The sequence below is a fragment of the Paenibacillus sp. FSL P2-0121 genome, assembly GCF_037975345.1.
Classification (GTDB): domain Bacteria; phylum Bacillota; class Bacilli; order Paenibacillales; family Paenibacillaceae; genus Paenibacillus_AQ; species Paenibacillus_AQ odorifer.
Genome location: NZ_CP150245.1, coordinates 5,314,432 through 5,339,059, shown reverse-complemented (window position 1 = coordinate 5,339,059; position 24,628 = coordinate 5,314,432). Strand labels below are relative to the sequence as shown.

General features: G+C 46.0%; 19 protein-coding genes. All 19 read left to right on the top strand.

What is annotated here, in order from left to right; genetic code table 11:
- Nucleotides 1–81: 81 nt before the first annotated feature.
- The 19 genes from MKY54_RS23620 (at nt 82) to murA (ending at nt 24,611) form a co-directional block, all read left to right on the top strand.
- Entirely contained in the window at nt 82–1,791 is a 1,710-nt protein-coding gene (locus MKY54_RS23620; protein ID WP_076129042.1) for a peptide ABC transporter substrate-binding protein, read from the top strand.
- A gap of 221 nt (nt 1,792–2,012) precedes the next feature.
- Nucleotides 2,013–2,945, top strand: coding sequence for an ABC transporter permease (locus MKY54_RS23615; RefSeq protein WP_036683691.1), 933 nt, complete (start codon nt 2,013–2,015; stop codon nt 2,943–2,945).
- A 3-nt stretch (nt 2,946–2,948) separates the two neighbouring features.
- Nucleotides 2,949–3,884 (top strand): ABC transporter permease, encoded by a 936-nt coding sequence (locus MKY54_RS23610; RefSeq protein WP_036683689.1) that lies wholly within the window; start codon nt 2,949–2,951, stop codon nt 3,882–3,884.
- An 11-nt stretch (nt 3,885–3,895) separates the two neighbouring features.
- Nucleotides 3,896–4,891, top strand: coding sequence for an ABC transporter ATP-binding protein (locus tag MKY54_RS23605; protein WP_036683686.1), 996 nt, complete (start codon nt 3,896–3,898; stop codon nt 4,889–4,891).
- A complete protein-coding gene (locus tag MKY54_RS23600) occupies nt 4,888–5,808 on the top strand; it encodes an ATP-binding cassette domain-containing protein (RefSeq protein ID WP_036683682.1) in 921 nt (306 codons plus the stop codon). The genes MKY54_RS23605 and MKY54_RS23600 overlap by 4 nt, the downstream gene beginning before the upstream one ends.
- Nucleotides 5,809–6,038: 230 nt before the next feature.
- Nucleotides 6,039–7,670, top strand: a complete 1,632-nt coding sequence (gene bshC / locus MKY54_RS23595; protein WP_076129044.1) for a bacillithiol biosynthesis cysteine-adding enzyme BshC — start codon at nt 6,039–6,041, stop codon at nt 7,668–7,670.
- A 164-nt stretch (nt 7,671–7,834) separates the two neighbouring features.
- Nucleotides 7,835–9,106 carry an adenosylhomocysteinase gene (locus tag MKY54_RS23590; RefSeq protein ID WP_170914265.1) on the top strand — a complete coding sequence of 424 codons (1,272 nt, stop codon included), beginning with the start codon at nt 7,835–7,837 and terminating at the stop codon, nt 9,104–9,106.
- Nucleotides 9,107–9,369: 263 nt separating this feature from the next.
- Complete coding sequence (mraZ, locus tag MKY54_RS23585) at nt 9,370–9,807, top strand: division/cell wall cluster transcriptional repressor MraZ (RefSeq protein WP_036683674.1); 438 nt, start codon at nt 9,370–9,372, stop codon at nt 9,805–9,807.
- 36 nt (nt 9,808–9,843) lie between these two features.
- A complete protein-coding gene (gene rsmH, locus MKY54_RS23580; RefSeq protein WP_036683671.1) occupies nt 9,844–10,797 on the top strand; it encodes a 16S rRNA (cytosine(1402)-N(4))-methyltransferase RsmH in 954 nt (317 codons plus the stop codon).
- A 23-nt stretch (nt 10,798–10,820) separates the two neighbouring features.
- The gene (locus tag MKY54_RS23575; RefSeq protein WP_036683668.1) at nt 10,821–11,213 is read left to right on the top strand and encodes a septum formation initiator family protein; all 393 of its coding nucleotides are present in this window, start codon (nt 10,821–10,823) and stop codon (nt 11,211–11,213) included.
- 46 nt (nt 11,214–11,259) lie between these two features.
- The gene (locus tag MKY54_RS23570; RefSeq protein ID WP_076217859.1) at nt 11,260–13,494 is read left to right on the top strand and encodes a penicillin-binding transpeptidase domain-containing protein; all 2,235 of its coding nucleotides are present in this window, start codon (nt 11,260–11,262) and stop codon (nt 13,492–13,494) included.
- A gap of 79 nt (nt 13,495–13,573) precedes the next feature.
- The gene (locus MKY54_RS23565; protein ID WP_076129053.1) at nt 13,574–15,499 is read left to right on the top strand and encodes a stage V sporulation protein D; all 1,926 of its coding nucleotides are present in this window, start codon (nt 13,574–13,576) and stop codon (nt 15,497–15,499) included.
- A 55-nt stretch (nt 15,500–15,554) separates the two neighbouring features.
- Nucleotides 15,555–17,042 carry a UDP-N-acetylmuramoyl-L-alanyl-D-glutamate--2,6-diaminopimelate ligase gene (locus tag MKY54_RS23560; protein ID WP_339188134.1) on the top strand — a complete coding sequence of 496 codons (1,488 nt, stop codon included), beginning with the start codon at nt 15,555–15,557 and terminating at the stop codon, nt 17,040–17,042.
- On the top strand, nt 17,039–18,445 hold the full coding sequence (gene murF, locus MKY54_RS23555; protein ID WP_076306391.1) for a UDP-N-acetylmuramoyl-tripeptide--D-alanyl-D-alanine ligase: 1,407 nt from the start codon (nt 17,039–17,041) through the stop codon (nt 18,443–18,445). The genes MKY54_RS23560 and murF overlap by 4 nt, the downstream gene beginning before the upstream one ends.
- 21 nt (nt 18,446–18,466) lie before the next feature.
- Nucleotides 18,467–19,432 carry a phospho-N-acetylmuramoyl-pentapeptide-transferase gene (mraY, locus tag MKY54_RS23550; protein ID WP_036683653.1) on the top strand — a complete coding sequence of 322 codons (966 nt, stop codon included), beginning with the start codon at nt 18,467–18,469 and terminating at the stop codon, nt 19,430–19,432.
- 3 nt (nt 19,433–19,435) lie between these two features.
- Nucleotides 19,436–20,857, top strand: a complete 1,422-nt coding sequence (gene murD / locus MKY54_RS23545) for a UDP-N-acetylmuramoyl-L-alanine--D-glutamate ligase (RefSeq protein ID WP_339188132.1) — start codon at nt 19,436–19,438, stop codon at nt 20,855–20,857.
- 49 nt (nt 20,858–20,906) lie between these two features.
- The gene (gene spoVE / locus MKY54_RS23540) at nt 20,907–22,004 is read left to right on the top strand and encodes a stage V sporulation protein E (protein WP_036683647.1); all 1,098 of its coding nucleotides are present in this window, start codon (nt 20,907–20,909) and stop codon (nt 22,002–22,004) included.
- A gap of 5 nt (nt 22,005–22,009) precedes the next feature.
- Nucleotides 22,010–23,122, top strand: coding sequence for an undecaprenyldiphospho-muramoylpentapeptide beta-N-acetylglucosaminyltransferase (murG, locus tag MKY54_RS23535; protein ID WP_076136524.1), 1,113 nt, complete (start codon nt 22,010–22,012; stop codon nt 23,120–23,122).
- A gap of 205 nt (nt 23,123–23,327) precedes the next feature.
- On the top strand, nt 23,328–24,611 hold the full coding sequence (gene murA, locus MKY54_RS23530; RefSeq protein WP_036683642.1) for a UDP-N-acetylglucosamine 1-carboxyvinyltransferase: 1,284 nt from the start codon (nt 23,328–23,330) through the stop codon (nt 24,609–24,611).
- Nucleotides 24,612–24,628: the final 17 nt, after the last annotated feature.

Genomic DNA, 24,628 nt, shown 5'->3' with positions numbered 1-24,628 from the left:
AAACATTGCACTAGATTTTTTTGACCACTGGTTGTATAATCATAAACCATATACCACATTCTATTTAGGGGGAACTGCTAGATGAAGAAGAGTAAAAGTCTATTGCTAATGATTGCATTAGTACTTGTTATCGGCACAGTGCTTGCTGGCTGCGGCGGAAACAATGCAAACAGCGGCAATAAAGGTAACAATGCTAACACTGGTAACACGGCAACTGGTAATGCAGCTACAGAAGAAAAATTGGCTGCTGACCAAACATTGAGAATTAACCTTAGTTCTGAGCCTCCAACATTTGACCCAGGATTGGCTCAAGATAGCCAAGCTCACACTGTCCTGACAACAATGTACGAAGGTCTGACTCGCATGAATGCTGAATCTGGTCAAGCTGAACCAGGTGTTGCTGAAAGCTGGGAAGTTTCCGCTGACGGTCTGGTATATACTTTCAAACTCCGTGATTCACAATGGAGTAATGGCGATCCTGTAACAACAGAAGACTTCGTTCGCGCTTGGAAACGCGTGCTCGATCCTGCTGCTGCATCCGCTGCACCTTACGCTTATCAATTGTACTACATCAAAAATGCTCAAAAGTTCTACAACAAGGAAATTACCGATTTCAGTCAAGTAGGTGTCAAAGCGGTTGATGAGAAAACTCTTGAAGTTACTCTTGAAGCCCCAACTCCTTACTTCCTTGGATTGCTTTCCTTCTACACTTATTACCCTGTACACAAATCCATTGAGAGTAATCCTAAATGGGCAACAAGCAAAGATACTATGATCGTTAACGGTGCTTTCACTCTTACAGAGTGGACTACAGGTCAAACACTTGTTGTAACTAAAAACGATAAATATTGGGATAAAGATTCCATTAAACTTAACAAAATCGACTTCTCCCTTGTAAACAGCGGTGCAACTGAGCTGCTCAGCTACAAGAACGGTGAATACGATCGTGCCGGTGGACCAACTGGTGAAATTCCATCAGAACAAATTCCAATCGTGCAAAAAGAACTTCCTAACGAATTCAGCCGTAAAGGTATTGCTTCCGTATACTACTACGAATTCAATATCACTGAAAAACCTTTCACAAACGCTAAAATCCGTAAGGCTCTTGCAATGTCCATTAACCGTCAAGCTTTGATTGACAATGTAGTACAAGGTGGACAATTCCCAGCATACGGTTATGTACCTCCGGGTATCGCTGGTGCTGATGGTGAATACCGTACAGCAGTTAAAGATAGCTACTTCACTGAAGATCTAGAACAAGCTAAAACATTGCTTGCTGAAGGTCTGAAAGAAGAAGGTATGGATAAACTGCCTACATTCTCCCTGACTTACAACACAAGTGAAGGTCACAAGAAAATCGCTTTGGCGATTGCTGATATGTGGAAAAACAATCTTGGTATCGACGTACAAACCGTTAACCAAGAGTGGGCTGTATTTATTGAAAACCGTCAAAACCTGAACTACCAAGTTGCTCGTGCTGGTTGGACTGCGGATTACAATGATCCAATGACTTTCCTTGATATGTGGGTAACAGGTGGCGGTAACAATGATACTGGTTACGCTAACCCTGAGTATGACAAATTGATCAGCGAAGCTAAAACAAGCACTGACTTGGCAGTACGTCAAGAAAAGTTTGCTGCAGCTGAGAAATTGCTCATTGAGCAAGATATGGTTCTGATTCCTTTGTACTACTACACTAACAACTCCCTGACTAAAGAGTACCTTAAAGGTGTTACTCTTGACTTTAGTGGTGCAATTGACTTGACTCGCGGATACTTGCTTGAGCACTAAGATATTGCTTTAGTAATTACAACAGAATAGTTAGTTGACTGAAGTTGCAGAATACTTCGGGATATATATGTGGAATTCCATATATATCCCTTTTTTTTGTATTCCTGTCTATTTGTTAATTAATGTTATTAATAACATATATAGAAAATAGACAAAAATCCGTTTTTTTCATAAAATCATTATTATGTGTATCAAAAATTGTCGGAGGAGGTGTGATGGGGATGGTTCGTTATGTCGCAAATAAGTTTTTCTATATGTTGGTTTCTCTATTTGTATTGATTTCAGCTACCTTTTTCTTGATGAAAGCTATTCCGGGGGATCCGTTTACTTCTGAAAAGAAGGTACCGCCAGAAATTAAAGCACGTCTGATGGAACAATATGGTCTGGACAAGCCGCTCTCTCATCAGTATTTTAAGTATTTAGGTGATATTATCCAAGGTGACCTAGGTGTCTCAATGAAACGCCTAAATCAAGATGTATCACATTTGATCAGTCAAACCTTTTCAGCGTCGCTGAAGCTGGGACTCGTCGCAATCGTTGTGGCGGTTATTGTCGGAGTATTTCTCGGCATGTTGGCGGCACTCTATCACAGAAAGTTTATTGACAGCGCAGCTATGGTGCTGGCAGTTCTGGGGATTGCGGTTCCGAGCTTTGTAGTCGCGTCATTACTGCAGTATGTATTTGCTTTCAAACTGGGTTGGGTACCGGTTTCAGGTTTTAAAGGGCCAATCTATTATTTCTTACCCGTGGCCGCGCTCTCGGCACAGCCGATCGCCTTTATCGCCCGCTTGACCCGTTCAAGTATGCTTGAAGTTTTGAATGCGGATTATATCAAAACGGCTAAAGCAAAGGGATTGAGCTGGATGGCTATTCTGAGCCGCCATGTACTTCGTAACGGAATTCTACCTGTTGTTACTTATATGGGTCCAATGACAGCTAACATCGTAACTGGTTCGGTTGTTATCGAGCAGATCTTTGGTGTTGGGGGTATTGGTAAACAGTTCGTGGAAGCGATTGGTGTCCGTGACTATACCGTTATTATGGGGATAACCATTTTCTATGGTGTATTACTCATGGTTGCCCGCTTTATTACGGATATTGCTTATGTATTAATTGACCCACGTATGAAATTAAGTGGAGGAAAGGAGGGCTAAATAGTGGCTACTGAAAATAACTTGCTAAATCTAAAACCGGAAGATTTTCAAAAAGTCGGTGTAGATGAAAAAGAAGCCGAAGTTATCCAGCGTGAGAGTCTCTCTGCTTGGAAAGACTCTTGGCAACGGTTGCGTCAAAATAAAATGGCGATGACTGCGCTCGGTATCCTGGGTTTGATTGTACTTGCAGCGATTTTTGCACCTTTTATCTCGAAATATAACTATTATTCTAATGATTTGATGAGCACCAATAAGCCCCCTTCCTCCGATCACTGGTTTGGAACGGATGATCTTGGTCGTGATATCTTTGTTCGTACTTGGTACGGTGCACGGATTTCCTTGATCGTTGGTCTTGCTGCGGCAGCCATCGACTTGTTCATCGGTGTTATCTACGGAGGCATTATGGGCTTCTTCGGCGGCCGTGTAGATAATATTATGAATAAATTCTCTGAAATTTTGTATTCTATTCCTTATTTGCTGGTTGTAATCTTGCTCTTGGTCGTTCTTGAGCCAAGTCTTGGAACAATCATCCTAGCTCTAACCATTACAGGCTGGATTACGATGTCGTGGATTGTGCGTGGAGAAATTATGCAGCTCAAGAATCGTGAATTCGTATTGGCGTCCCGTTCCATGGGTGCTGGTTCTGCGAGACTGTTGTTCAAGCACCTTCTGCCGAATGCGGTTGGTCCGATTATCGTAACCATTACACTGTCTGTACCAAATGCTATCTTTGCTGAGGCCTTCCTAAGCTTCTTGGGTCTTGGTGTACAAGCTCCTGTTGCTTCACTTGGATCGATGATCAATGACTCACTCACCGGCTGGTTGTACTATCCATGGCGCTTCTTGTTCCCTGCGATCCTAATCAGCTTAACAATGCTTTCTTTCAACATTTTCGGTGATGGTCTTCGTGACGCGCTTGATCCTAAGCTGAAGAAATAGGAGGAATATGGATGGAACCTATTTTACAAGTCAAAGATTTGCATATTTCCTTTTTTGTTAAGGGCGGAGAAGTACAAGCTGTCCGTGGTATGAATTTTGAAATTGGCAAAGGCGAAACGGTTGCCATCGTCGGCGAGTCCGGCAGCGGTAAGAGTGTAACTGCTCAATCGATTATGCGGTTGATCCCTTCTCCACCTTCTAAAGTGAAAAAGGGAGAGATTATTTTTCAAGGACAGAATCTGCTAGACAAAAGCATGAAAGAAATGGAATCTATTCGCGGTAAAGATATTGGCATGATTTTTCAAGACCCGATGACTTCTCTGAACCCAACCATCAAAGTGGGCAAACAGATCACTGAAGTTTTGATTAAACATCAGAAAATGTCAGCGGCCGAAGCGAAAAAGCAAGGTATGGAGATGTTGAAATTAGTAGGCATCAAAAATGCGGAGGCTCGCTTTAACCAATATCCCCACGAATTCTCAGGCGGTATGCGCCAGCGTGTAATGATCGCAATCGCGTTAGCTTGCCGTCCGGCTTTGCTGATAGCAGATGAGCCTACAACAGCTCTAGATGTAACCATTCAGGCGCAGATCATGGAAGTTATGAGAGAGATGCAGCAAAAACTAGGTACCTCCATTATTCTGATTACACATGATCTGGGCGTAGTTGCTGGCATGTGTGATCGGGTGATTGTAATGTATGCAGGTGAGGTTGTGGAGACCGGAACAAGATGGGAAATCTTTAAAAATCCACAACATCCATACACCAAAGGTCTGCTGCGCTCAATGCCGCGTCTGGACCAAAAGAAAGGCGAGCCGCTTATTCCGATCATCGGCACACCGCCAGATCTGATCAAGCCGCCGATCGGCTGTCCGTTCACTGCTCGTTGTAATGAAGCGATGCATGTGTGCGAACAAATCGATCCCGGCGCCACAGAATTCAGCGAAACGCATATGGCGCGTTGCTGGAATCTGCATTCGATGGCCAAGGAGGTGCAGTACTCTTGAGTAAGAACCTAATAGAGGTAGAAGGTCTTAAGAAATATTTTAATGTAGGTAAAGGTAAGGTTCTTAAGGCTGTTGATAATATTAACTTCACGATCCGTGAGGGCGAGACACTTGGGATGGTAGGTGAGTCCGGTTGTGGTAAGACTACTGCTGGACGTACGATTCTTCGCTTGTATGAGCCTACTGCTGGAAGTGTGAAATATAATGGTACAGACATTTATAAATTGCCTGGAAATCAAATGAAGGCTATGCGCCGCGACATGCAAATGATTTTCCAAGATCCGTACGCATCGCTTAACCCGCGGTTTACGGTTTCTGATATCATCGGCGAGGCACTGGACATTCACGGAATGGCTGGCAGCCGTGCAGAACGTAAGAAACGGATTGAAGAACTGCTGGATATGGTTGGTCTTAACCATGACCATGCAACCCGTTATCCGCATGAATTCTCCGGTGGACAACGTCAACGTATCGGGATTGCCCGTTCGTTAGCGGTTAATCCTAAGTTCATCGTTTGTGATGAGCCGATTTCCGCACTTGACGTATCCATTCAAGCTCAGGTCGTTAACTTGCTTAAAGAATTGCAAGATCGTCTTGGATTGACTTATCTTTTCATCGCGCATGATCTGTCCATGGTTAAACATATCAGTGATCGCGTAGCAGTTATGTACTTGGGTAAAATGGTTGAGTTGGCGGAAAGTGAAGAGCTGTATGCAAATCCTATCCACCCTTATACTAAATCCCTATTGTCGGCTATTCCAGTTCCGGATCCGGAAATTGAAGTCAACAAAAAACGTATTCACTTGCATGATGAGCTTGGCAGCCCTATTTATTCTGCTAACGATAAGACCAATGACAGTGACTTTGAATTAGTAGAAGTATCTAAAGGCCACTTTGTCAGCAAAAAATTCGCATAATTTATACTTAGGTTTTCAAAGGCGGGAGCATTATGCTCTCGCCTCTTGTATGTATTTAGGATATTATTTAATGAATTTATAGTATAATTGAACAGTTGGCTGTACCTGTGTTGCTGATATCAAGACATGTTTTACTTTGACGCGGCTCCTGACTTTGGATACAATCATAGAGAGTTTTTACGAACTTGGATTTACATATAACTGCTTAGTAGAACTGGAGGCACTAGCAAATGAATATTGTAACGGAACCGCTCAAGGGTGGATCTGCACTCTCGCGCGACTATATAGATCATTTTGAAAAGGTTAGTCATTTGTACGGTGGGGATTTCCGCAATAAAGAAAGTAGAAGTAGAAGGGCAGAGTGGCTAGACGGCAGAGAAAGCCTTCGTGCCGACCGGACTCAGATTGCTGAGTGTCTACGTCAATATAATGAAAAGCATAACTCGCATGATGCGGTGATGGCTTCGCTGGCTCTCTTAGAGCAGCCGGGGACATTAGTGGTGACAGGTGGGCAGCAAAGCGGACTATTTACTGGACCCCTGTTAGTGGTATATAAAGCTGCAACTACTATTATGGCGGCAAAAGAAGCAGCTGAACAACTCGGCCGACCGGTAGTTCCTTTATTCTGGATTGCAGGTGAAGATCATGACTGGGATGAAGTGAATCATACGTATGTACTGAATCGTACGCAGGAGATTACTAAGATTAAGATAGAAAAGTCAGAAGAGAAACGCTCCTCAGTAAGTGATATTCGTGTAGAAGAGGAAAGTTGGCAGCAGGTAGTGGAACAGTTAGACGGTCTGCTTCAGGAAAGCGACTTTAAGCCGCAGATTATGGAATTCATTCGCACTTCTTCTTTTAGAGCAGATAGTATGACAGATGCATTTGCCAAGCTGATGGGTTCATTATTTGGTAAATTTGGTCTAATTCTGCTTGATTCTGCTGATCCCAACTTACGTAAGTTAGAACAGCCATTTTTCACTTCGCTAATTATGCAGAATGATGCACTGGAAACAGCGTATATGAATTCTGCTTCTGATATTGTGGGCGCCGGATATGAGCTTCAGGCTGATGTTACAGCTGGCAATGCCAACCTCTTTTATATTCATGAAGGTACACGGCTTCTGCTTCACAAGAAGGACGGAATCTTTACGGATCGCAAGGGTCAGGTATCCTTTTCCCGTGATGAATTACTTGAGGAGGTGCAGGCACATCCGGAACGCTTTAGCAATAATGTGCTGACACGTCCACTTATGCAGGATTATGTGTTGCCTGTTCTGGCAACGGTGCTGGGTCAAGGTGAGATTGCTTACTGGGCCATTCCGCGTCGTGCGTTTGAGACCATTGGGGGAGAAATGCCGTTAATTATCCCTAGAATGTCTTTTACTGTCGTAGAAGGTACGCTGCACAAGCATATGGATAAATATCAACTTAGCTTTGAGGATGTAAGACAAGGACTGGATCATAAAAGACATGAATGGCTGGCCGCACAGGATGAGCTGGGGATTGAACGTCGTTTTGAAGAAACCAAGACCTCATTCGCCGCCATGTACGAACCGCTGATTGAGCAGCTTGGAACGGTTCAGGCCGGTCTGCTTAAGCTGGGGAATAACAATAAAGAGAAGATTCTAGATCAGATTACTTTTTTACAGGCGAAAGCCCAAGATGCAATGGCAAAACAGAACGAAGCTGCAATCCGGCAATGGGAGCGAATCGAGCTGTCGTTAATGCCACTGGGTAAACTGCAGGAAAGAGTGTACAATATCATGTATTACTTGAACCGGTACGGACTTGCTTGGCTGGATGAGTTAATGACGGTTGAACCGGATTACAGTGGAACACATCGCATCATTTATATGTAATGGAAGTATCGCTTCATAAAACTAAGCTTATGCTTACGAAGTGAGTTTTGTACGAAGCAGATCACTGGAGTAACGCTCACAAAACAAAGCGTATGCTTACGGAGCAAGTTTTATTGCGAAGTGGATCATAGAAGTATAGCTCCATAAAACTTTTAGGAGGTTTCATAATGAGTTCATCTAAACAAAATAGTATCGTGGCTGATATGTCACTCGCACCGGAAGGGCATTTGAAAATCGACTGGGTTCGCCAGCATATGCCGGTACTGAACCGTATTCGTGAGCAGTTTGAAGCAGAACAGCCATTTAAAGGTCTGAAAGTATCGATCACATTGCATTTGGAAGCTAAAACCGCTTATTTGGCGAAGGTTGTCAAAGCTGGTGGTGCAGATGTAACCATTACAGGTTCGAATCCACTTTCTACACAGGATGATGTTTGTGCAGCGCTTGTGGAGGATGGAATCACAGTATTTGCTAAATACAATCCGTCTCCTGAAGAATTTAAAGCCCTTAATATCAAAGCACTGGAGAGCAAACCGGACTTGATTATTGATGACGGTGGGGATTTTGCTACATTGCTGCATTCGGAGCGTCCTGATCTGATGGAGAATATTCGCGGGGGTGCTGAAGAAACAACTACCGGGATTATTCGTTTAAAAGCTCTGCAAAAGCAAGGCGTATTGAAGTTCCCAATGGTCGCGGTTAATGATGCCTACTGCAAATATTTGTTTGATAACCGTTATGGCACTGGCCAATCGGCATGGGATGGAATTATTCGCACAACCAACCTTATCGTAGCGGGCAAAACAGTAGTTGTTGTCGGTTACGGCTGGTGTGGTAAAGGTGTTGCCATGCGCGCCAAAGGACTTGGAGCAAAAGTAGTTGTCACAGAAGTTGATGCGATTAAAGCCGTTGAAGCACATATGGACGGTTTTGAAGTAATGCCAATGCTGGAAGCAGCTAAGGTTGGTGATTTCTTCGTTACAGTAACTGGTAACCGTTATGTAATTCGCGGTGAACATTATGATGTGATGAAGGATGGAGCAATCATGTGCAACGCGGGCCATTTCGACGTTGAAGTGAATAAGCCTGAGCTGTCGGAAAGATCCGTATCCCAACGTACCGTTCGCAAAAATATCGAAGAGTACCAGCTTCGTGACGGACGTAAATTATATCTGCTTGCTGAAGGCAGACTTGTAAATCTGGGTGCTGCTGATGGTCACCCTGCTGAAATTATGGATACAACCTTTGCACTCCAGGCACTGTCGCTGAAATATGTAAATGATAATTATAAGAGCATTGGCGTAAAAGTTGAAAATGTTCCTTATGAGCTGGATGAGCAAGTAGCACGTTATAAGCTGGAAAGTCTGGGCATTAACATCGATAGCCTCACTCCGGCACAAGTGGATTATTTGGACAGCTGGAATTTGAACGATTAATAACCGAACGCATAACAATAAAGTGTATTAACCAGTGTACCTTGAACTGAAGCAACTTTTTTAACAAAGCCATGCAACGGACAAGATTCCGATTGTATGGCTTTTTTCTGTGGAGAAATGTTTTTCGGGAAACGAGCTATCTGATTTAGGAAAAATTTCCTTGGCCAGAAAAAGGTTTTTGATTTTTAATGGCGAATCTATTATGCTTAAGTGGTGAAAAGTGGGGTAAAGTGGGGATTCGGGGATTAGGGGTGGGAAAAAGGATGTTCATGGGAGAGTATCAACACAGCATTGACGACAAAGGCCGAATCATTATTCCGGCTAAACTCCGTGAATTGCTCGGAACCTCCTTCGTGACGACCCGCGGCCTAGACTCCTGCCTGTTTGTTTATCCCATGGAAGAATGGGCAATCATGGAACAAAAGCTTAAAAGCCTTTCGCTGATGAAATCAGATGCCCGCGCATTTAGCCGCTTTTTTTTCTCAGGTGCAACTGAATGTGTTTGGGATAAGCAGGGAAGGGTAAATCTGCCGGCCAATTTACGGCAGTATGCCAAACTGGACAAAGACTGTGTCATTCTGGGCGTTTCGAACCGGGTGGAAATCTGGAACAAAGAGCTTTGGGAACAGTACTTCGAACAGTCCGAGGAATCGTTCAACGAAATCGCTGAGAAATTGGTGGATTTCAATTTTGATCTATAAAACACAATAACGAATACTGTCCTGGAGGGATGCAGCTTGTTTCACCACATCACGGTGCTTAAGGAAGAAGCGACAGAAGGGCTGCACATCAAAAAAGACGGAATCTATGTAGATTGCACTCTCGGTGGAGCGGGTCACAGCTCACTTATCGCTTCCAAACTTAGCGGCGAAGGCCGTTTAATCTGTTTGGATCAAGATGATTGGGCTTTGGAGAACGCCAAAGAAAGATTAGCGGAATACGGAGACAAGGTTGTGACTATTAAGACTAACTTCCGTGATCTGGAGAGTGTACTTAAGGATGTGCCCTTTGTGCCACAAACAGATGGTATTCCCCAAGTAGATGGAGTGCTCTTTGATCTTGGCGTATCCTCTCCTCAGTTTGACGAAGGGGAACGAGGCTTTAGTTACAATCATGATGCTCCGCTGGACATGCGCATGGATCAGTCAGCACTTTTGACGGCTGCTGAAATTGTGAATACATGGTCCGAGCAGGAGATTGCCCGTGTTCTTTTCCAATATGGAGAAGAGAAATTCTCGCGGAGAATCGCTAGAAAAATTGTAGACAGAAGAGAAGAAGCTCCTATTGAGACAACAGGAGAATTAGCAGAACTGATCAAGGAAGGTATCCCGGCAGCTGCTCGAAGAACAGGCGGGCATCCCGCTAAACGTAGCTTTCAAGGATTAAGGATTGCTGTGAATGACGAATTGGGTGCTTTTGAAGAAGGGCTACATAGTGCAGTACGTTGCCTTGCACCAGGAGGCAGAGTATCCGTCATCACCTTTCATTCGCTCGAAGACCGAATTTGCAAGCAAATTTTTAGCAGCTATTTAAGCAGATGTACATGCCCGCCTGACTTTCCGTTTTGCGTATGCGGCGCGAAAGGCACGCTTAAGTTAATCAATCGTAAACCGCTTGTGCCTTCTGAAGAAGAGCTTGAGCTTAATACCCGAGCCCGCTCAGCTAAGCTGCGCATTGCAGAAAAATTGTAATTGACGATAAAGGAGAGTCAGAGATGGCCTATACCCGCGGCAATTTAGCAGTTCAGCCCAAAAGAAAAGAAGAGGTAAACCCCCTTTACCGCGAGAAGACAAAAGTAGTTACCAGACGAAGAGTACTTCCGCTGCAAGAGAAACTTTTGTATATGCTGACGCTAGGAGTATGCGTTCTGGTGGCGATCACCCTGATTTCACGTTACGTCCAAATTTATGATTTGAACTTGCAGGCTCAGAAATTAGATCAGGATATTGCAACAGCCAAGAAGCAGATTTCTACGTATCAGATGGAAAAGCAGAATCTAGAGCAGAAAGTCGCCCAAAAAGCACGGGATCTTGGTTATGTGTCCCCGGATGAGAATGCAACAATCTATATTCCGGCAAGCTCGGCAACGACTCCAGGTGATAATTAGTGAGCGATTGGCAAGATCGCAATAAAAAAAGTTGTGAGGTTCGCTTATGCTGAAAAGAATAAAACTTCGCACGCTGTTTATAGGAGGGTGTATTACCCTCTTTTTTCTTGTTTTGATCGTTAGAGTGTTCTGGATTCAAGTTATGCAAGGTGAGGAATGGCAGGAAAAGGCCGCCACACTTTGGGCGCATACCTCAACTATCAAAGCGGAGCGAGGTACGATTTCTGACCGTAACGGGAGTGTGCTCGCTAGCGATGTCCCTGCTTATACCGTGGTGGTGAATCCTGAAGTGATTCAACAACAAGGCATCGGGGAAGAGGTCATCACAGGATTACACGAATTGCTCGGCAAACCAGAGGATGAGCTGCGTAAGCTGGTTGAAGCCAAGGACGAAAAGACGGGTGCTTACCTCAAGAACCGGGAAATTCGTAATGAAGGCTGGAAGATTGATCAGGAGCTTGCCGATAAGGTGAAAGAATTTTATGTAGCCCTAGGTAAAGAACATAAAATTCAAGAGACCGGTATTGGGCTTGTTAGAGAGCAGAAACGATATTATCCAAAAGATGAATTAGCTGCACATATCTTAGGTTATACAGATAGGGACGGCAATGCTATCATGGGACTGGAAAAATACTTTGATACGGAGCTTAAGGGTGCCGATGGCAAGCTGCTTTATCAAAGTGACGGTCAAGGGGTAAAATTGCCGGATTCACAAGATACCTATAAGCCAGTAGTAAATGGAAGTAATTTCAAGCTTACAATCGATAGTACGATCCAGCATTATATAGAAGAGGCCATGCAAAAGGCGTATGCGCAATATAAGCCAAAAAGTATGAGTGTCATTGCTGCTGATCCGAACACGATGGAGATTTTGGGATTAGCCAATATGCCTACCTATAATCCAAATGAATTTTGGAAGACCGGGGCCGATGGGGCGGGATTCTATAATCATGCTATTAAATCTAAATACGAGCCTGGTTCCACTTTCAAAATTGTAACGCTTGCCGCCGCAGTAGAAGAAAAGCTTTTTGATCCTGTTGCGACATTTTTGTCCGGGTCCATCCGGATAAAGGGATATAGTAAGGCACTGCATGATATTAATCATGCTGGATGGGGGCAAATCAGTTTTCTTGAAGGTGTGAAACGTTCTAGTAACGTTCTATTCGTTAAGCTATATGAAATGCTCGGACAGGACAAGCTATTACAGTATATCAATGATTTTGGCTTCAATGAGAAAACGGGAATCGATCTGCCGGGAGAAGTAAGCGGGGTCGTTAACCCTAACCTTGGACGTCCTATAGAAATTGCGACACTCGCATATGGACACGGTAAAGTGCTAGTAACCCCACTTCAACAGCTAGTTGCCGTATCTGCTATAGCTAATGGGGGGAAGTTGATGACTCCGTATGTAGTTAAGGAGGTCACAAACCCTAACACTGGTGAGACAAAGGTTACTCAGCCTAGTGTAGTGCGTCAGGTGATTGATGAGGAAAGCGCCAAGAAAACGGGTGAATATTTGGAGCAGGTTGTTGCTGACCAAGTAAAAGGAACAGGCCGCAACGCTTATATTGACGGCTATCGCGTGGCAGGTAAGACAGGAACGGCTATCAAGGTTGAAGGTAAGGATTATGTGAAATCCAAAGTACTTGTCTCCTTTATTGGTTATGCTCCTGTTGATGATCCAAAGATCGCTGTTATTGTCATTATTGACGAACCGAACGTTGAGGTTGGCGGCGGTAAGGCAGCTGCTCCAGTATTTAAAGAGATTGTATCCCAGTCTCTGCAATACATGGGAGTACCTAAGCTGGCGTCTGAGGCTAGTGATAGCAGCAGCAAAAAGCCGGCTAAGACTGAAACAGTCGCACTTCGGACTACACCAGATCTAACAGACAAGACGATGAAGGAAGCAAGAGAAGCACTTTTGGATCAAGGCTTCGATTATGTAGTGGTCGGTGAAGGATCTACTGTAGAGAGTCAATATCCTGAGGCAGGTACGAAGCTTGCTACAGGGCAACGGATCTATTTATTAAGTCCACAGGGGGCTCAGCCTACCATTCCAGATTTAAAAGGGGAATCCCTGCGTGATGCACTTGAAATTCTAACTCTACTAAAAGTAGAGATTGCGGTAGACGGTGAAGGTTACGTCTCAGAACAGATTGTAGGCACGCAAAATGGCAAGACCTTGGTCACTTTGAAAATGAAGCCATTAAATGATTATGGCGAAGATATTCCCGTGGCCCCGCCTGCTGATGAGGGGACAGATTCCGAGAGCGGAACATAGCTTGTTCTAACCCCTGTTTGTCCCGAATAGTCATGAAGATAAGAGCTCATGTCTATTGTTGAAAGTGGGGGAGAACGGAATGAAGGTTTCCAAAGTCGTAACACGGCGGAGAATGCTGTGGACATTGCTGGGACTGGCAGTGTTATTCGGTTCGCTGGTCGTGCGTCTTGCGTATGTGCAATTATCTCAAGGCGAGGAATTGACTGCGAAGGTAGAAGATTCCTTGCGCCGCAATATTCCTTTTACCGCTAAACGTGGTGAAATTATGGATCGTGAAGGTGTGCCGCTCGTTTCTAATATCACCACACCTACAGTGTATGCAGTACCGGTGCAGGTAAAAGAGAAGCAAAAGACAGCACAGCAATTAGCTCCACTGCTTGGGATGACTGAGGAGAAGCTGATGACATTGCTGTCCAAAAAAGAAATGTCGGTGAAACTTCAGCCCGGCGGCCGCAAAATTACGATGGATCTTGCCGCGAGCATCCGTGATTTGCAGCTGCCGGGCATCGTTGTCGCTGAGGATAGCAAAAGGTATTACCCTTACGGCGATTTAGCCGCGCATATTCTAGGCTTCACAGGTATAGATAACCAGGGTATTACAGGAGTAGAGAGTATATATGACAATCTGCTCAAAGGTATAGCCGGCAATATTTCTTATTTGTCTGATGCGGGCGGAAGACTTATGCCTGGCTCATCTGAGAAATATTCTGCCCCTCAAGACGGACTTAATCTGCAGCTGACGATTGATAAACAGATCCAGTCCATTATGGAACGTGAGCTTGATCAGGCTATGGTGAAATATCAGGCGCAGGGTGCTTGGGCTATAGCTATGAATCCGAAGAATGGTGAGATACTAGCCATGGCTAGCAGACCGGGGTATGAACCAGCATCATACAAGGAATATGATGCGCAGATTTACAACCGGAATCTGCCTATCTGGATGACCTATGAACCTGGTTCAACGTTCAAAATCATCACTCTGGCTGCTGCGCTGCAGGAAGGTAAAGTAGATCTTCAGAACGATCATTTCTATGATCCGGGGTTTATCGAGGTGGCGGGCGCAAAGCTGCGCTGCTGGAAAAAGGGCGGTCATGGTAGTCAAACCTTTCTACAGGTAGTTGAGAACTCCTGTAACCCTGGGTTTGTCGCCTTAGGGCAACGGCTGGGAAAAGAATCACTTTTCAAATATATTCGTGATTTTGGTTTTGGCAGCAAAACGGGAATTGATCTGAATGGGGAAGCTAATGGTATTCTGTTCAAGCTTAATCAAGTAGGTCCGGTAGAGCTTTCGACTACAGCCTTTGGTCAAGGGGTTTCGGTTACGCCTATTCAGCAGATTGCTGCGGTATCCGCGGCTATCAACGGCGGTAATCTCTATAAACCGCATGTAACAAAAGCATGGGTTAATCCGGTTACTGGAGAGACTGTATCAGAGGTGAAGCCAGAGCTTGTGCGGCAGGTCATTTCGGAGGAGACATCCAAGAAGGTGCGGGCAGCACTTGAGAGCGTGGTTGCCAAAGGCACAGGACGGCCGGCTTTTATTGACGGCTATCGTGTAGGTGGCAAGACGGGTACTGCACAGAAGGTTGTAAATGGACGTTATTCTCCAACAGAGCACATTGTTTCTTTTATTGGCTTTGCGCCAGCGGATGATCCTCAGATCGTTGTGTACACTGCCGTGGATAATCCGAAAGGGATTCAATTTGGGGGTGTGGTTGCAGCTCCAATCGTGCAAAATATTTTGGAAGACTCGCTGCACTATATGAAGGTTCCGGAGCGCAGTGATCAGCTTCCCAAAACTTATAAGTATGGCGAAACTCCGATAGTGACCGTACCTGATCTTACCGGAGCAACGGTGCAGGATATCTATGAGGATTTAAATATGAATTTTAATCTTGCACGTTCAGGCACAGGAAATACGGTCATCAATCAAGCTCCTAAGGCTGGGGCCAGAGTAGAACAGGGCTCAACCATCAGGATTTATATGGGAGCATCTAGTGAATAATGATTAAGGTATAAGGTTTCAGCTCGTATCCGAAAATGTAGAGTGAGGGATTACTATGAAAGTTAACGAATTATCTGCTTGTCTTGCTACTTCGCAACTATACGGGGATGGAGATGTGGAGATTACTGATCTTCAGACGGATTCCCGCCGTGTAGGCCCGGGAGATCTATTCATCTGTTTGCCTGGCCACACCGTGGACGGGCACAAATATGCGCCGCAAGCAGTAGCCTCCGGAGCGGCGGCTATTGTATGTGAGCACAAGCTGGAGCTTGATATCCCGCAGATTGTTGTGGATGACTGCCGGTTTGCGATGTCTGTCATGTCGAATGCATTCTTTGGCTCACCTAGCAGCCGGATGAGAATGATCGGGGTGACGGGCACAAACGGCAAAACAACAACGACTTATCTCATTGAGCGGATTATGCAGGATCAGAATATGAAGACAGGTCTGATTGGAACAATTCAAATGCGCTATAACGGCAAAAGCTACCCTATGTCAGGCACAACTCCAGAATCGCTAGATCTGCAGCGTTCCCTTCATGATATGGCTTCCAAAGGTGTGGAATGTTGTGTAATGGAAGTATCCTCTCACGCACTTCAGCAAGGACGTGTGAAGGGTGCGGACTTCCGTACGGCAATTTTTACGAACTTAACCCAAGATCATCTGGATTATCATCATACAATGGAGGAGTATCGGGCGGTTAAAGGGCTCTTTTTCTCCAGATTGGGAAATGTGATCTCTCCGTGGAAGGAAGAACGCAAATATGCGGTGTTGAACGCGGATGATGAAGCCAGTCAATATTTTGCAACCCAAACTGCGGCGGAAGTGATTACATATGGCATTGATAACAACGCTAATGTCCGAGCTTCGCAAATATCGATCACCGCAAAAGGAACTTTTTTCCATGTAGATACGTTTAAGGGGAAGACGGACATTTCGCTCCGTATGGTTGGTAAGTTCAATGTCTACAATGCACTCGCGGCGATTACAGCTGCTTTATTGGAAGATGTCTCTCTGGCTGATATCAAGACTAGTCTTGAGGCAATCGATGGTGTAGCTGGACGGGTGGAGTCAGTGGATGAAGGTCAGGAATTTGCTGTTATCGTTGACTACGCACATACACCAGACGGGCTAGAGAATGTATTAAAAACGGTCTGCGAATTTGCTACCGGCAAAGTGCTTACAGTGTTTGGCTGTGGCGGTGACAGAGACCGGACGAAACGTCCATTAATGGGGAAGATCGCTGCACGATATAGCGACATGGTATTCGTAACTTCTGACAACCCCCGGACGGAGGACCCTCAACTAATCTTGAAGGATATAGAAGCAGGACTAGTAGAGGATGGAGTCACCTCTGACCGGTATCATATGATTGTTGATCGCCGAGAAGCTATCGGGAAGGCTATTGAAATGGCAAGCCCTGGCGATGTAGTATTGATTGCGGGGAAAGGTCATGAGACCTATCAACTGATTGGCGGAGTGGTTCATGATTTCGATGACCGCATCGTCGCTAAAGAAGTTATAAGGGGCCGAAACTATTGATTACAAGAACGCTTGAAAATATTGCTGCCATGTGCGCAGGGGAACCTGCTGCTGTCGAAGCTATGAATACAACCCTTACGGGAGTCGTTACCGACTCCCGTAAGATCACACCCGGCTGCCTGTTTGTGCCTCTATCTGGAGACAAATTCGATGGTCACCACTATGCTGCCGCAGCACTGGCTGCTGGTGCGGGTGCAACCTTGTGGCAACGCGATAAAGGACCGGTACCTGAAGGTGGCGGAGTTATTATTGTTGAAGATACACTAGAGGCTCTTCAGAAGTTGTCCGCTGCTTATCTGAAGGAAGTGGCTCCACAGGTTGTCGCTGTTACGGGCAGCAACGGGAAAACAACAACAAAAGATATCATTATGTCTCTGCTTGAAGTGCAGTTCAAAGTGCATAAGACAGCAGGGAATTTCAATAATCATATCGGTCTTCCGCTTACTATTTTATCCATGGCTGAGGATACAGAGATCGCTGTACTTGAAATGGGGATGAGCTCGCGGGGAGAAATTGCTCTGCTGGCTTCTTTGGCTGAACCAGACGTAGCGGTAATTACTAATGTAGGCGAGTCGCATTTACTGCAGCTGGGGTCACGTAAAGAAATAGCCCGCGCCAAGCTGGAGATTGCTGAAGGGCTGAAGCCGGGGGGATTGCTGATTTATAATGGTGACGAACCGCTGCTGACTGAGGTAATGCAAGAGTCCACTTTTAAGGCTCCAGAAGGGATGAGAACCTTCCGATTTGGTCTAAATGAGGATAATGATGATTATCCAACAGGGATGATGTCCCATACTGGTGGCATGACGTTCACGTCAAGCCGTCATAAGGAACATGCTTTTACATTACCGCTGCCAGGTCAGCATAACGTTGTTAACGCTCTGGCTGCACTAGCGGTTGCTCGTCATTTTGGGGTTACGGAGCAGAATATGAAGGAGGGTCTCAGCAGGCTCAAGTTGACGGGCATGCGGATTGAAGTGATTCGGACTTCCTCCGGACTTACGCTTTTAAACGATGCTTATAATGCCAGCCCTACTTCTATGAAGGCGGCTATAGATGTCCTGCAATCTATGAAATGCAGTGGCAATAAAATCGCTGTGCTCGGGGACATGCTGGAACTTGGGCCGGAGGAAGTAGAATTTCATCAAGAAATAGGCTACTACCTTGACCCTTCATTAACTGATTTTGTATGTACTTACGGACCATTATCCGTTCATATTGCCAAAGCAGCAGAAGAGAAATTCGGCAAAGAGCGCGTAAAAGCTTTTACAGATAAAGCGGAACTAACCGCTGTCCTTCTAGAGAAATGCAGTGCTAAGGATATTGTTCTATTTAAAGGATCAAGAGGGATGAAGCTCGAGGAAGTGCTTCAGAGCCTAAATAAAGATATTCAACAGACCTAAATCATTGGAGGGGGTGTACCCATGGATTATCAACTATTGTTATTGACTATTGCTGTTTCCTTTATCCTTGCGGTCATTGCCGCTCCGCTCTTCATTCCGCTTCTGCGCAGGATGAAATTCGGACAGCAGGTGCGAGATGACGGACCGCAAACCCATTTGAAGAAAGCGGGAACGCCGACTATGGGCGGTATCGTGATTATCGTAGCTTTTACCTTGTCTTATCTGAAATTTTCTGTGGTGAATACAGATTTTTATGTACTGCTTGTAGCTACGCTTGGTTTTGGATTGATTGGATTTTTGGATGACTATATCAAAATTGTGTTTAAGCGTTCCTTAGGGCTCACAGCACGTCAAAAGTTATTTGGACAGCTGCTGGTTGGTGCTTTAATGTGCGGTCTTCTGATCTATGCCGGACACAGTACAAGTATCAGCGTTCCAGGTACTGATTTCAGCTTTGATTGGGGTGGCTGGTTCTATTATCCATTCATCATTATTATGATGATGGCAGTGACGAATGCCGTTAACTTTACAGATGGAGTCGATGGACTGTTGTCTGGGGTTAGCGCCATTGCTTTGGCCGCATACGCGGTGGTGGCAATGCAGGCTACGTCTATTGCGGCAGGTGTATGTGCTGCGGCCATGATTGGTGCTGTACTTGGCTTTCTTGTGTTTAATGCCCACCCTGCTAAAGTATTTATGGGGGATACGGGTTCGTTTGGTATTGGTGGCGCGATAGGTGCTATTGCTATTGTCACGAAGAGTGAGCTGCTGTTTCTCATCATTGGCGGTGTTTTTGTAATTGAAATGTTGTCCGTTGTGATTCAAGTCGTTTCATTTAAAACCCGTGGCAAACGTGTATTCAGAATGAGCCCGATTCACCATCATTTTGAGCTTGGTGGCTGGTCGGAGTGGCGTGTGGTAATTTCGTTCTGGGCGGTTAGCTTGGTGTTGGCTGCTGTGGGACTATTTATTAGCAAGGGGTTGTAGAGAATGAAACATCCAGATAAGTATCGTGGTGAAGAAGTTGTGGTTCTTGGGCTTGCTAAAAGCGGTGTCCAGGTGGCTAAAGTGCTGCATGAACGCGGCGCTGTAGTTACGGTGAACGATAAAAAGGAAAGAGATCAAAGTCCCGAAGCTTCCGAATTGGAATCTTTGGGAATTTGTGTTATATGCGGTGGGCATCCGGAAGGTCTTATTCATGAAGGTGTAAGTCTGGTAATCAAGAATCCAGGCATTCCTTATTCTGCGCCCCCTGTACAAAAGGCAATTGAGCTTGGAATTGAAGTGGTCACAGAGGTAGAGGTGGCTTATCGACTTTGTGCAGCGCCGATGATCGGGATCACGGGTTCCAATGGTAAGACGACAACGACGACCTGGGTAGGCCATATGCTGGAAGCTGCGGGAATGAACCCTATAGTTGCGGGCAACATTGGTACGCCTCTCTGTCAGGCTGCACAAGAGGCTACAAAGGATGATTGGATGGTAGTTGAGCTTAGCAGCTTTCAACTTAAAGGAACGGAGACCTTCCGGCCTAAGATAGGCTGTCTGCTGAATATTGCAGAGACCCATCTGGATTATCATGGAAGCATGAAAGATTATGTGGATTCCAAAACCAAGCTGTTCGCTAATCAATTAGCTACGGATACAGCAGTGCTGAACTGGGATGATCCTGTCTGCCGGGAACTTGTACCCTATATGAAGGCTTCGATTCTTCCATTCTCCTTGTTTGAGGAGCTGCCTCATGGAGTATTTGTTAGCCCGTCCTACATTACGGGGCAAGATGATGAGCTGAAGCGCCACATTATCTATCGCGAATCTGCGGACAAGGAAACGATAATCGCGGATGTAGATTCCATCGCCCTTCCGGGTCGCTTTAATGTGGGGAATGCGCTGGCTGCCTGTGGAATTGCTATTGCCGCTGGAGCGGCCCCCTCTCTATTAAGCGAAGTGCTTTCTTCTTTTCGCGGTGTGGAGCACCGCCTGGAGTATGTAGCTGATAAGGCTGGAGCCGCTTATTATAACAATTCCAAAGCAACGAACTCCAAAGCGACAATTACGGCTTTGACATCGTTTCAGCGGCCGGTGGTATTGATTGCTGGCGGATTAGACCGTGGCTCCGATTATATGGAGCTGCTGCCTGTCCTGAGCGGACGCGTCAAAGCTTTGGTGGCGTTAGGACAAACCAAGGACAAGCTAATAAATGTAGCACAGCTGGCAGGATTAAAGCAGATTATCTCCGTCGATAATGGGGAGAGCGCCGCCGCCGCGCTGCAAGCAGCTGTGCGGGAAGCTTCCGCTCTGGCGGAAGAAGGAGATATCGTTCTCCTGTCTCCTGCATGTGCTAGTTGGGATATGTTTACATCCTATGAAGAGCGCGGGTGTATTTTTAAAGAGGCGGTGCATAACCTTTAAGTAGGGGGGTGGATAAGCCCCTACTACGGATGCAAGAGGTGTGCTCCTGATGAACAAAACTCGTCATGCTCCCGATATTTGGTTGCTGATTCCCATTCTTTCTTTGCTGGTGATCGGCATGGTGATGGTATACAGCGCCGGATCTGTTTTAGGCTTCCGCAATTATGGAGATTCGTTTTACTTTGTAAAGAGGCAGCTTTTGTTTGCAGGACTGGGACTTGTTGCAATGTTTGTTACAGCGAATACAGACTACAAAGTGTTAAAAAAGCTGGCTAAGCCGGCACTGATTGTCTGCTTTATCCTGCTCGTTATGGTGCTTATTCCCGGCATTGGTGTAGTTCGCGGGGGAGCGCGCAGCTGGCTCGGAATCAGCTCCTTCGGGATTCAGCCCTCCGAGTTCATGAAGATGGGGATGATTCTATTTCTGGCGAATTGGCTGGGAAAAGAAGAGTATGATATCACCTCCTTCACTCGTGGCTTACTTCCCCCGTTAGCGCTTATCGGATCAGCTTTTGCACTGATTATGCTCCAGCCGGATCTGGGCACAGGTACCGTTATGTTTGGCGCAGCCTTAATGATGGTCTTTACAGCTGGGGCAAGAATGAAACATCTACTCTCACTTGGAGTAGCTGGGGTGGCTGGGTTTGTTGCTTTGGTTGCCGCAGCACCTTACCGGTTGCAGCGGATCACCGCTTTTCTTGATCCTTGGTCCGATCCCCTCGGTGCAGGCTACCAGATTATTCAGTCGCTATACGCGATTGGGCCTGGAGGGCTCGGGGGTCTCGGACTTGGAATGAGCCGGCAGAAGTACAGTTATGTACCTGAGCCGCAGACCGATTTTATTTTTTCTATATTGGCCGAGGAACTGGGGTTTATCGGTGGTTTGGCTGTGTTGATCTTGTTTCTTATTCTAATCTGGCGCGGAATGAAGGTGGCGATGAGTCTGCCTGACCGTTTTGGAAGCTATTTGGCCGTTGGCATCGTCTGTATGGTGGCTGTGCAAGTCATTATTAATATTGGTGTGGTCATCGGTCTAATGCCTGTAACAGGCATCACACTTCCTCTGATTAGCTATGGAGGTTCTTCACTTACACTGATGTTAACCTCCCTGGGCATTCTATTGAACTTATCCCGTTATGCGAGGTGAAAGACATGCGTATCGTATTAAGCGGCGGAGGCACGGGTGGTCATATCTATCCCGCAGTCGCTGTTGCTAGACAACTGGAATCAGAAGATAGTGAATCTACCTTCCTGTATATTGGTGGAACGCGTGGCTTAGAGAGCAAGCTCGTTCCCCAAGAGAATATCCCTTTCAAATCTATCGACATCACTGGCTTTCGGCGCAAGCTGTCCATGGACAACGTCAAGACGGTGATGCGTTTTTTAAAGGGCGTTAAGGCTTCCAAAGAAATGTTAAGAGAGTTTAAGCCTGATGTTGTAATTGGTACAGGCGGTTATGTATGTGGTCCAGTCGTTTACGCTGCATCCCGGCTGGGCATCCCAACCTTGATCCATGAACAAAATGCTATCCCTGGTTTAACAAATCGTTTTCTAAGTCGTTACGCGAGTACAGTGGCCGTAAGCTTTGAAGGGACAGAATCTGCTTTTCCGGGGAGCAAGCACGTAATCTACACAGGTAATCCTCGGGCAACGACGGTTACTACGGCTAGTCCACAACGGGGGTTTGCCTCGCTGGGCATTCCGGATAACAGCACGGTTGTTTTGGTTGTTGGCGGCAGTCAAGGGGCTAAGGCTATTAATAAAGCCATGATTGAAATGGCCCCATTTGTGGGTAAGGGTAATGGTGTTCATTATGTTTACGTTACAGGTGAGCCTTATTTTGAGGATACCCGTGCTGAATTGCGTCAGAAGCTGGGTAGCACACCGAACTGGCTGCATGTCCTACCTTATGTTCACAATATGCCGGAGGTCTTGGCTTGTACCTCCTTAATCGTAAATCGGGCGGGGGCATCCTTTCTCGCTGAGATTACAGCGCTGGGCATTCCTTCTGTACTTATCCCTTCTCCTAATGTGACGAATAATCACCAAGAGGCGAATGCAAGACAGCTGGAACGCGAAGGGGCCGCTGTGGTGCTGCTTGAGAAGGATTTGAATGGTAAGGCGCTTTATGAAGCTGTGCAAGCAATCATTGGAACTGAAGCTGTACGCCAAAAAATGTCCGAGGCTTCCAAACGACTGGGCAAAAGGGATTCTGCTGCCATTGTCACTAACGAACTCCGAAGACTAGCCGGTAAACAGTCTTAAGCCATTAACCTTTGAGAGGTTTTTCCTTATTGGCAGCTCTCTGTCACACACTTGGAGGAACGAACATAGGATAATCCTATAATCGTGACAATCACCCAGGACACTTCCTAACCTGAAAGGTAGTGCAGGATAATCTTGTACATTTCATATGACCTTGTATCGGAAGTGTTTGTGGTGGGTGAGCGGTAATCTCGGAGGTGATACATTGGACAAATTGGTGATTGAGGGTGGAAGTCCCCTGTCAGGCACCATTCGTATCCATGGAGCAAAAAATGCGGCGCTGCCGATTCTAGCGGCAAGCCTGCTGGCCGAAGGAGTTCACTCACTGCATAATGTGCCGAAGCTGCTGGACATCGAGACTATGCTAGACATCTTGGATCGGCTGGGCTGCAGGTGCGTGCATCAAGAGGATACGGTGACGATAGATACGTCAGCCGTGGGGACATCTCATGTACCTGAGGATTTGATGCGGCAGATGAGATCTTCCATTTTTTTAATGGGACCGCTGTTATCCAGATTTGGTGAGGTAACGATCTATCAGCCTGGTGGCTGTGCGATCGGGGAGCGTAAAATCGATCTTCATTTGCAGGGTCTTAAAGCACTGGGGGCGGAGATCGAGGAAAGCAACGGACGAATATCCTGTCGGGGCTCAAAGCTTGTAGGGAGTGATATTCATCTCGACTATCCAAGTGTTGGAGCCACGGAGAATATTATGATGGCTGCCGCCAAGGCAGAGGGGACAACGACGATATCGGGAGCAGCAAGAGAGCCGGAAATACAGGATCTACAGCAATTTTTGAATAGTATGGGTGCTCAGATTATCGGTGCAGGCACGGATACCATTACGATCCAGGGTGTCAAAAACTTATATCCCTGTACGTACGAGGTAATCCCAGACCGGATAGTGGCTGGAACTGTAATGATTGCTGCGGCAGCTACACGTGGGAATGTGACCTTGACACATACGAACGCCGGGCATCTGACTTCGCTTATTCATGTGCTTAAGCGGGCTGGTGTTCAAATCACAGTATGCAATGATATAATTAATGTCAGCTGCATGGGGCGTCCGCGTGCGGTTGAGAGAATTGTAACCTCTCCTTATCCTTCTTTCCCGACGGATCTGCAATCTCAGGTCATGGTGCTGCTGTCGCTCGCCGATGGTTTTAGTGTGATCAAGGAGACGGTGTTTGAGGGACGGTTCAAACATGTGGAAGAAATGGCCCGGATGGGTGCTGACATTTCTATCGATTTGAATCGTGCGTTTATTCGCGGCGTTCAGAGATTGTATGGTGCTACTGTGGAAGCTACTGATTTGCGGGCGGGTGCAGCTCTGGTCATTGCCGGGCTTGCTGCACAAGGGACTACGGTCGTTGAGCAAGCGCATCACATTGACCGTGGTTATGATGGAATAGAGAAGCTGTTTCAGAAGCTTGGCGCGCGTATAAGCCGTAAGGTGCCTGTAACGGATCCACTTGATTTGGCCAATTAAAGCTCCCTGTCTCCTTC

What these genes read in the sequence shown, in the direction of transcription:
- MKY54_RS23620 (WP_076129042.1), top strand. Translation starts at nt 82, where the DNA reads ATGAAGAAGAGTAAAAGTCTATTGCTAATGATTGCATTAGTACTTGTT.
- MKY54_RS23615 (WP_036683691.1), top strand. Translation starts at nt 2,013, where the DNA reads ATGGTTCGTTATGTCGCAAATAAGTTTTTCTATATGTTGGTTTCTCTA.
- MKY54_RS23605 (WP_036683686.1), top strand. Translation starts at nt 3,896, where the DNA reads ATGGAACCTATTTTACAAGTCAAAGATTTGCATATTTCCTTTTTTGTT.
- bshC (WP_076129044.1), top strand. Translation starts at nt 6,039, where the DNA reads ATGAATATTGTAACGGAACCGCTCAAGGGTGGATCTGCACTCTCGCGC.
- mraZ (WP_036683674.1), top strand. Translation starts at nt 9,370, where the DNA reads ATGTTCATGGGAGAGTATCAACACAGCATTGACGACAAAGGCCGAATC.
- MKY54_RS23575 (WP_036683668.1), top strand. Translation starts at nt 10,821, where the DNA reads ATGGCCTATACCCGCGGCAATTTAGCAGTTCAGCCCAAAAGAAAAGAA.
- MKY54_RS23570 (WP_076217859.1), top strand. Translation starts at nt 11,260, where the DNA reads ATGCTGAAAAGAATAAAACTTCGCACGCTGTTTATAGGAGGGTGTATT.
- MKY54_RS23565 (WP_076129053.1), top strand. Translation starts at nt 13,574, where the DNA reads ATGAAGGTTTCCAAAGTCGTAACACGGCGGAGAATGCTGTGGACATTG.
- MKY54_RS23560 (WP_339188134.1), top strand. Translation starts at nt 15,555, where the DNA reads ATGAAAGTTAACGAATTATCTGCTTGTCTTGCTACTTCGCAACTATAC.
- mraY (WP_036683653.1), top strand. Translation starts at nt 18,467, where the DNA reads ATGGATTATCAACTATTGTTATTGACTATTGCTGTTTCCTTTATCCTT.
- murD (WP_339188132.1), top strand. Translation starts at nt 19,436, where the DNA reads ATGAAACATCCAGATAAGTATCGTGGTGAAGAAGTTGTGGTTCTTGGG.
- spoVE (WP_036683647.1), top strand. Translation starts at nt 20,907, where the DNA reads ATGAACAAAACTCGTCATGCTCCCGATATTTGGTTGCTGATTCCCATT.
- murG (WP_076136524.1), top strand. Translation starts at nt 22,010, where the DNA reads ATGCGTATCGTATTAAGCGGCGGAGGCACGGGTGGTCATATCTATCCC.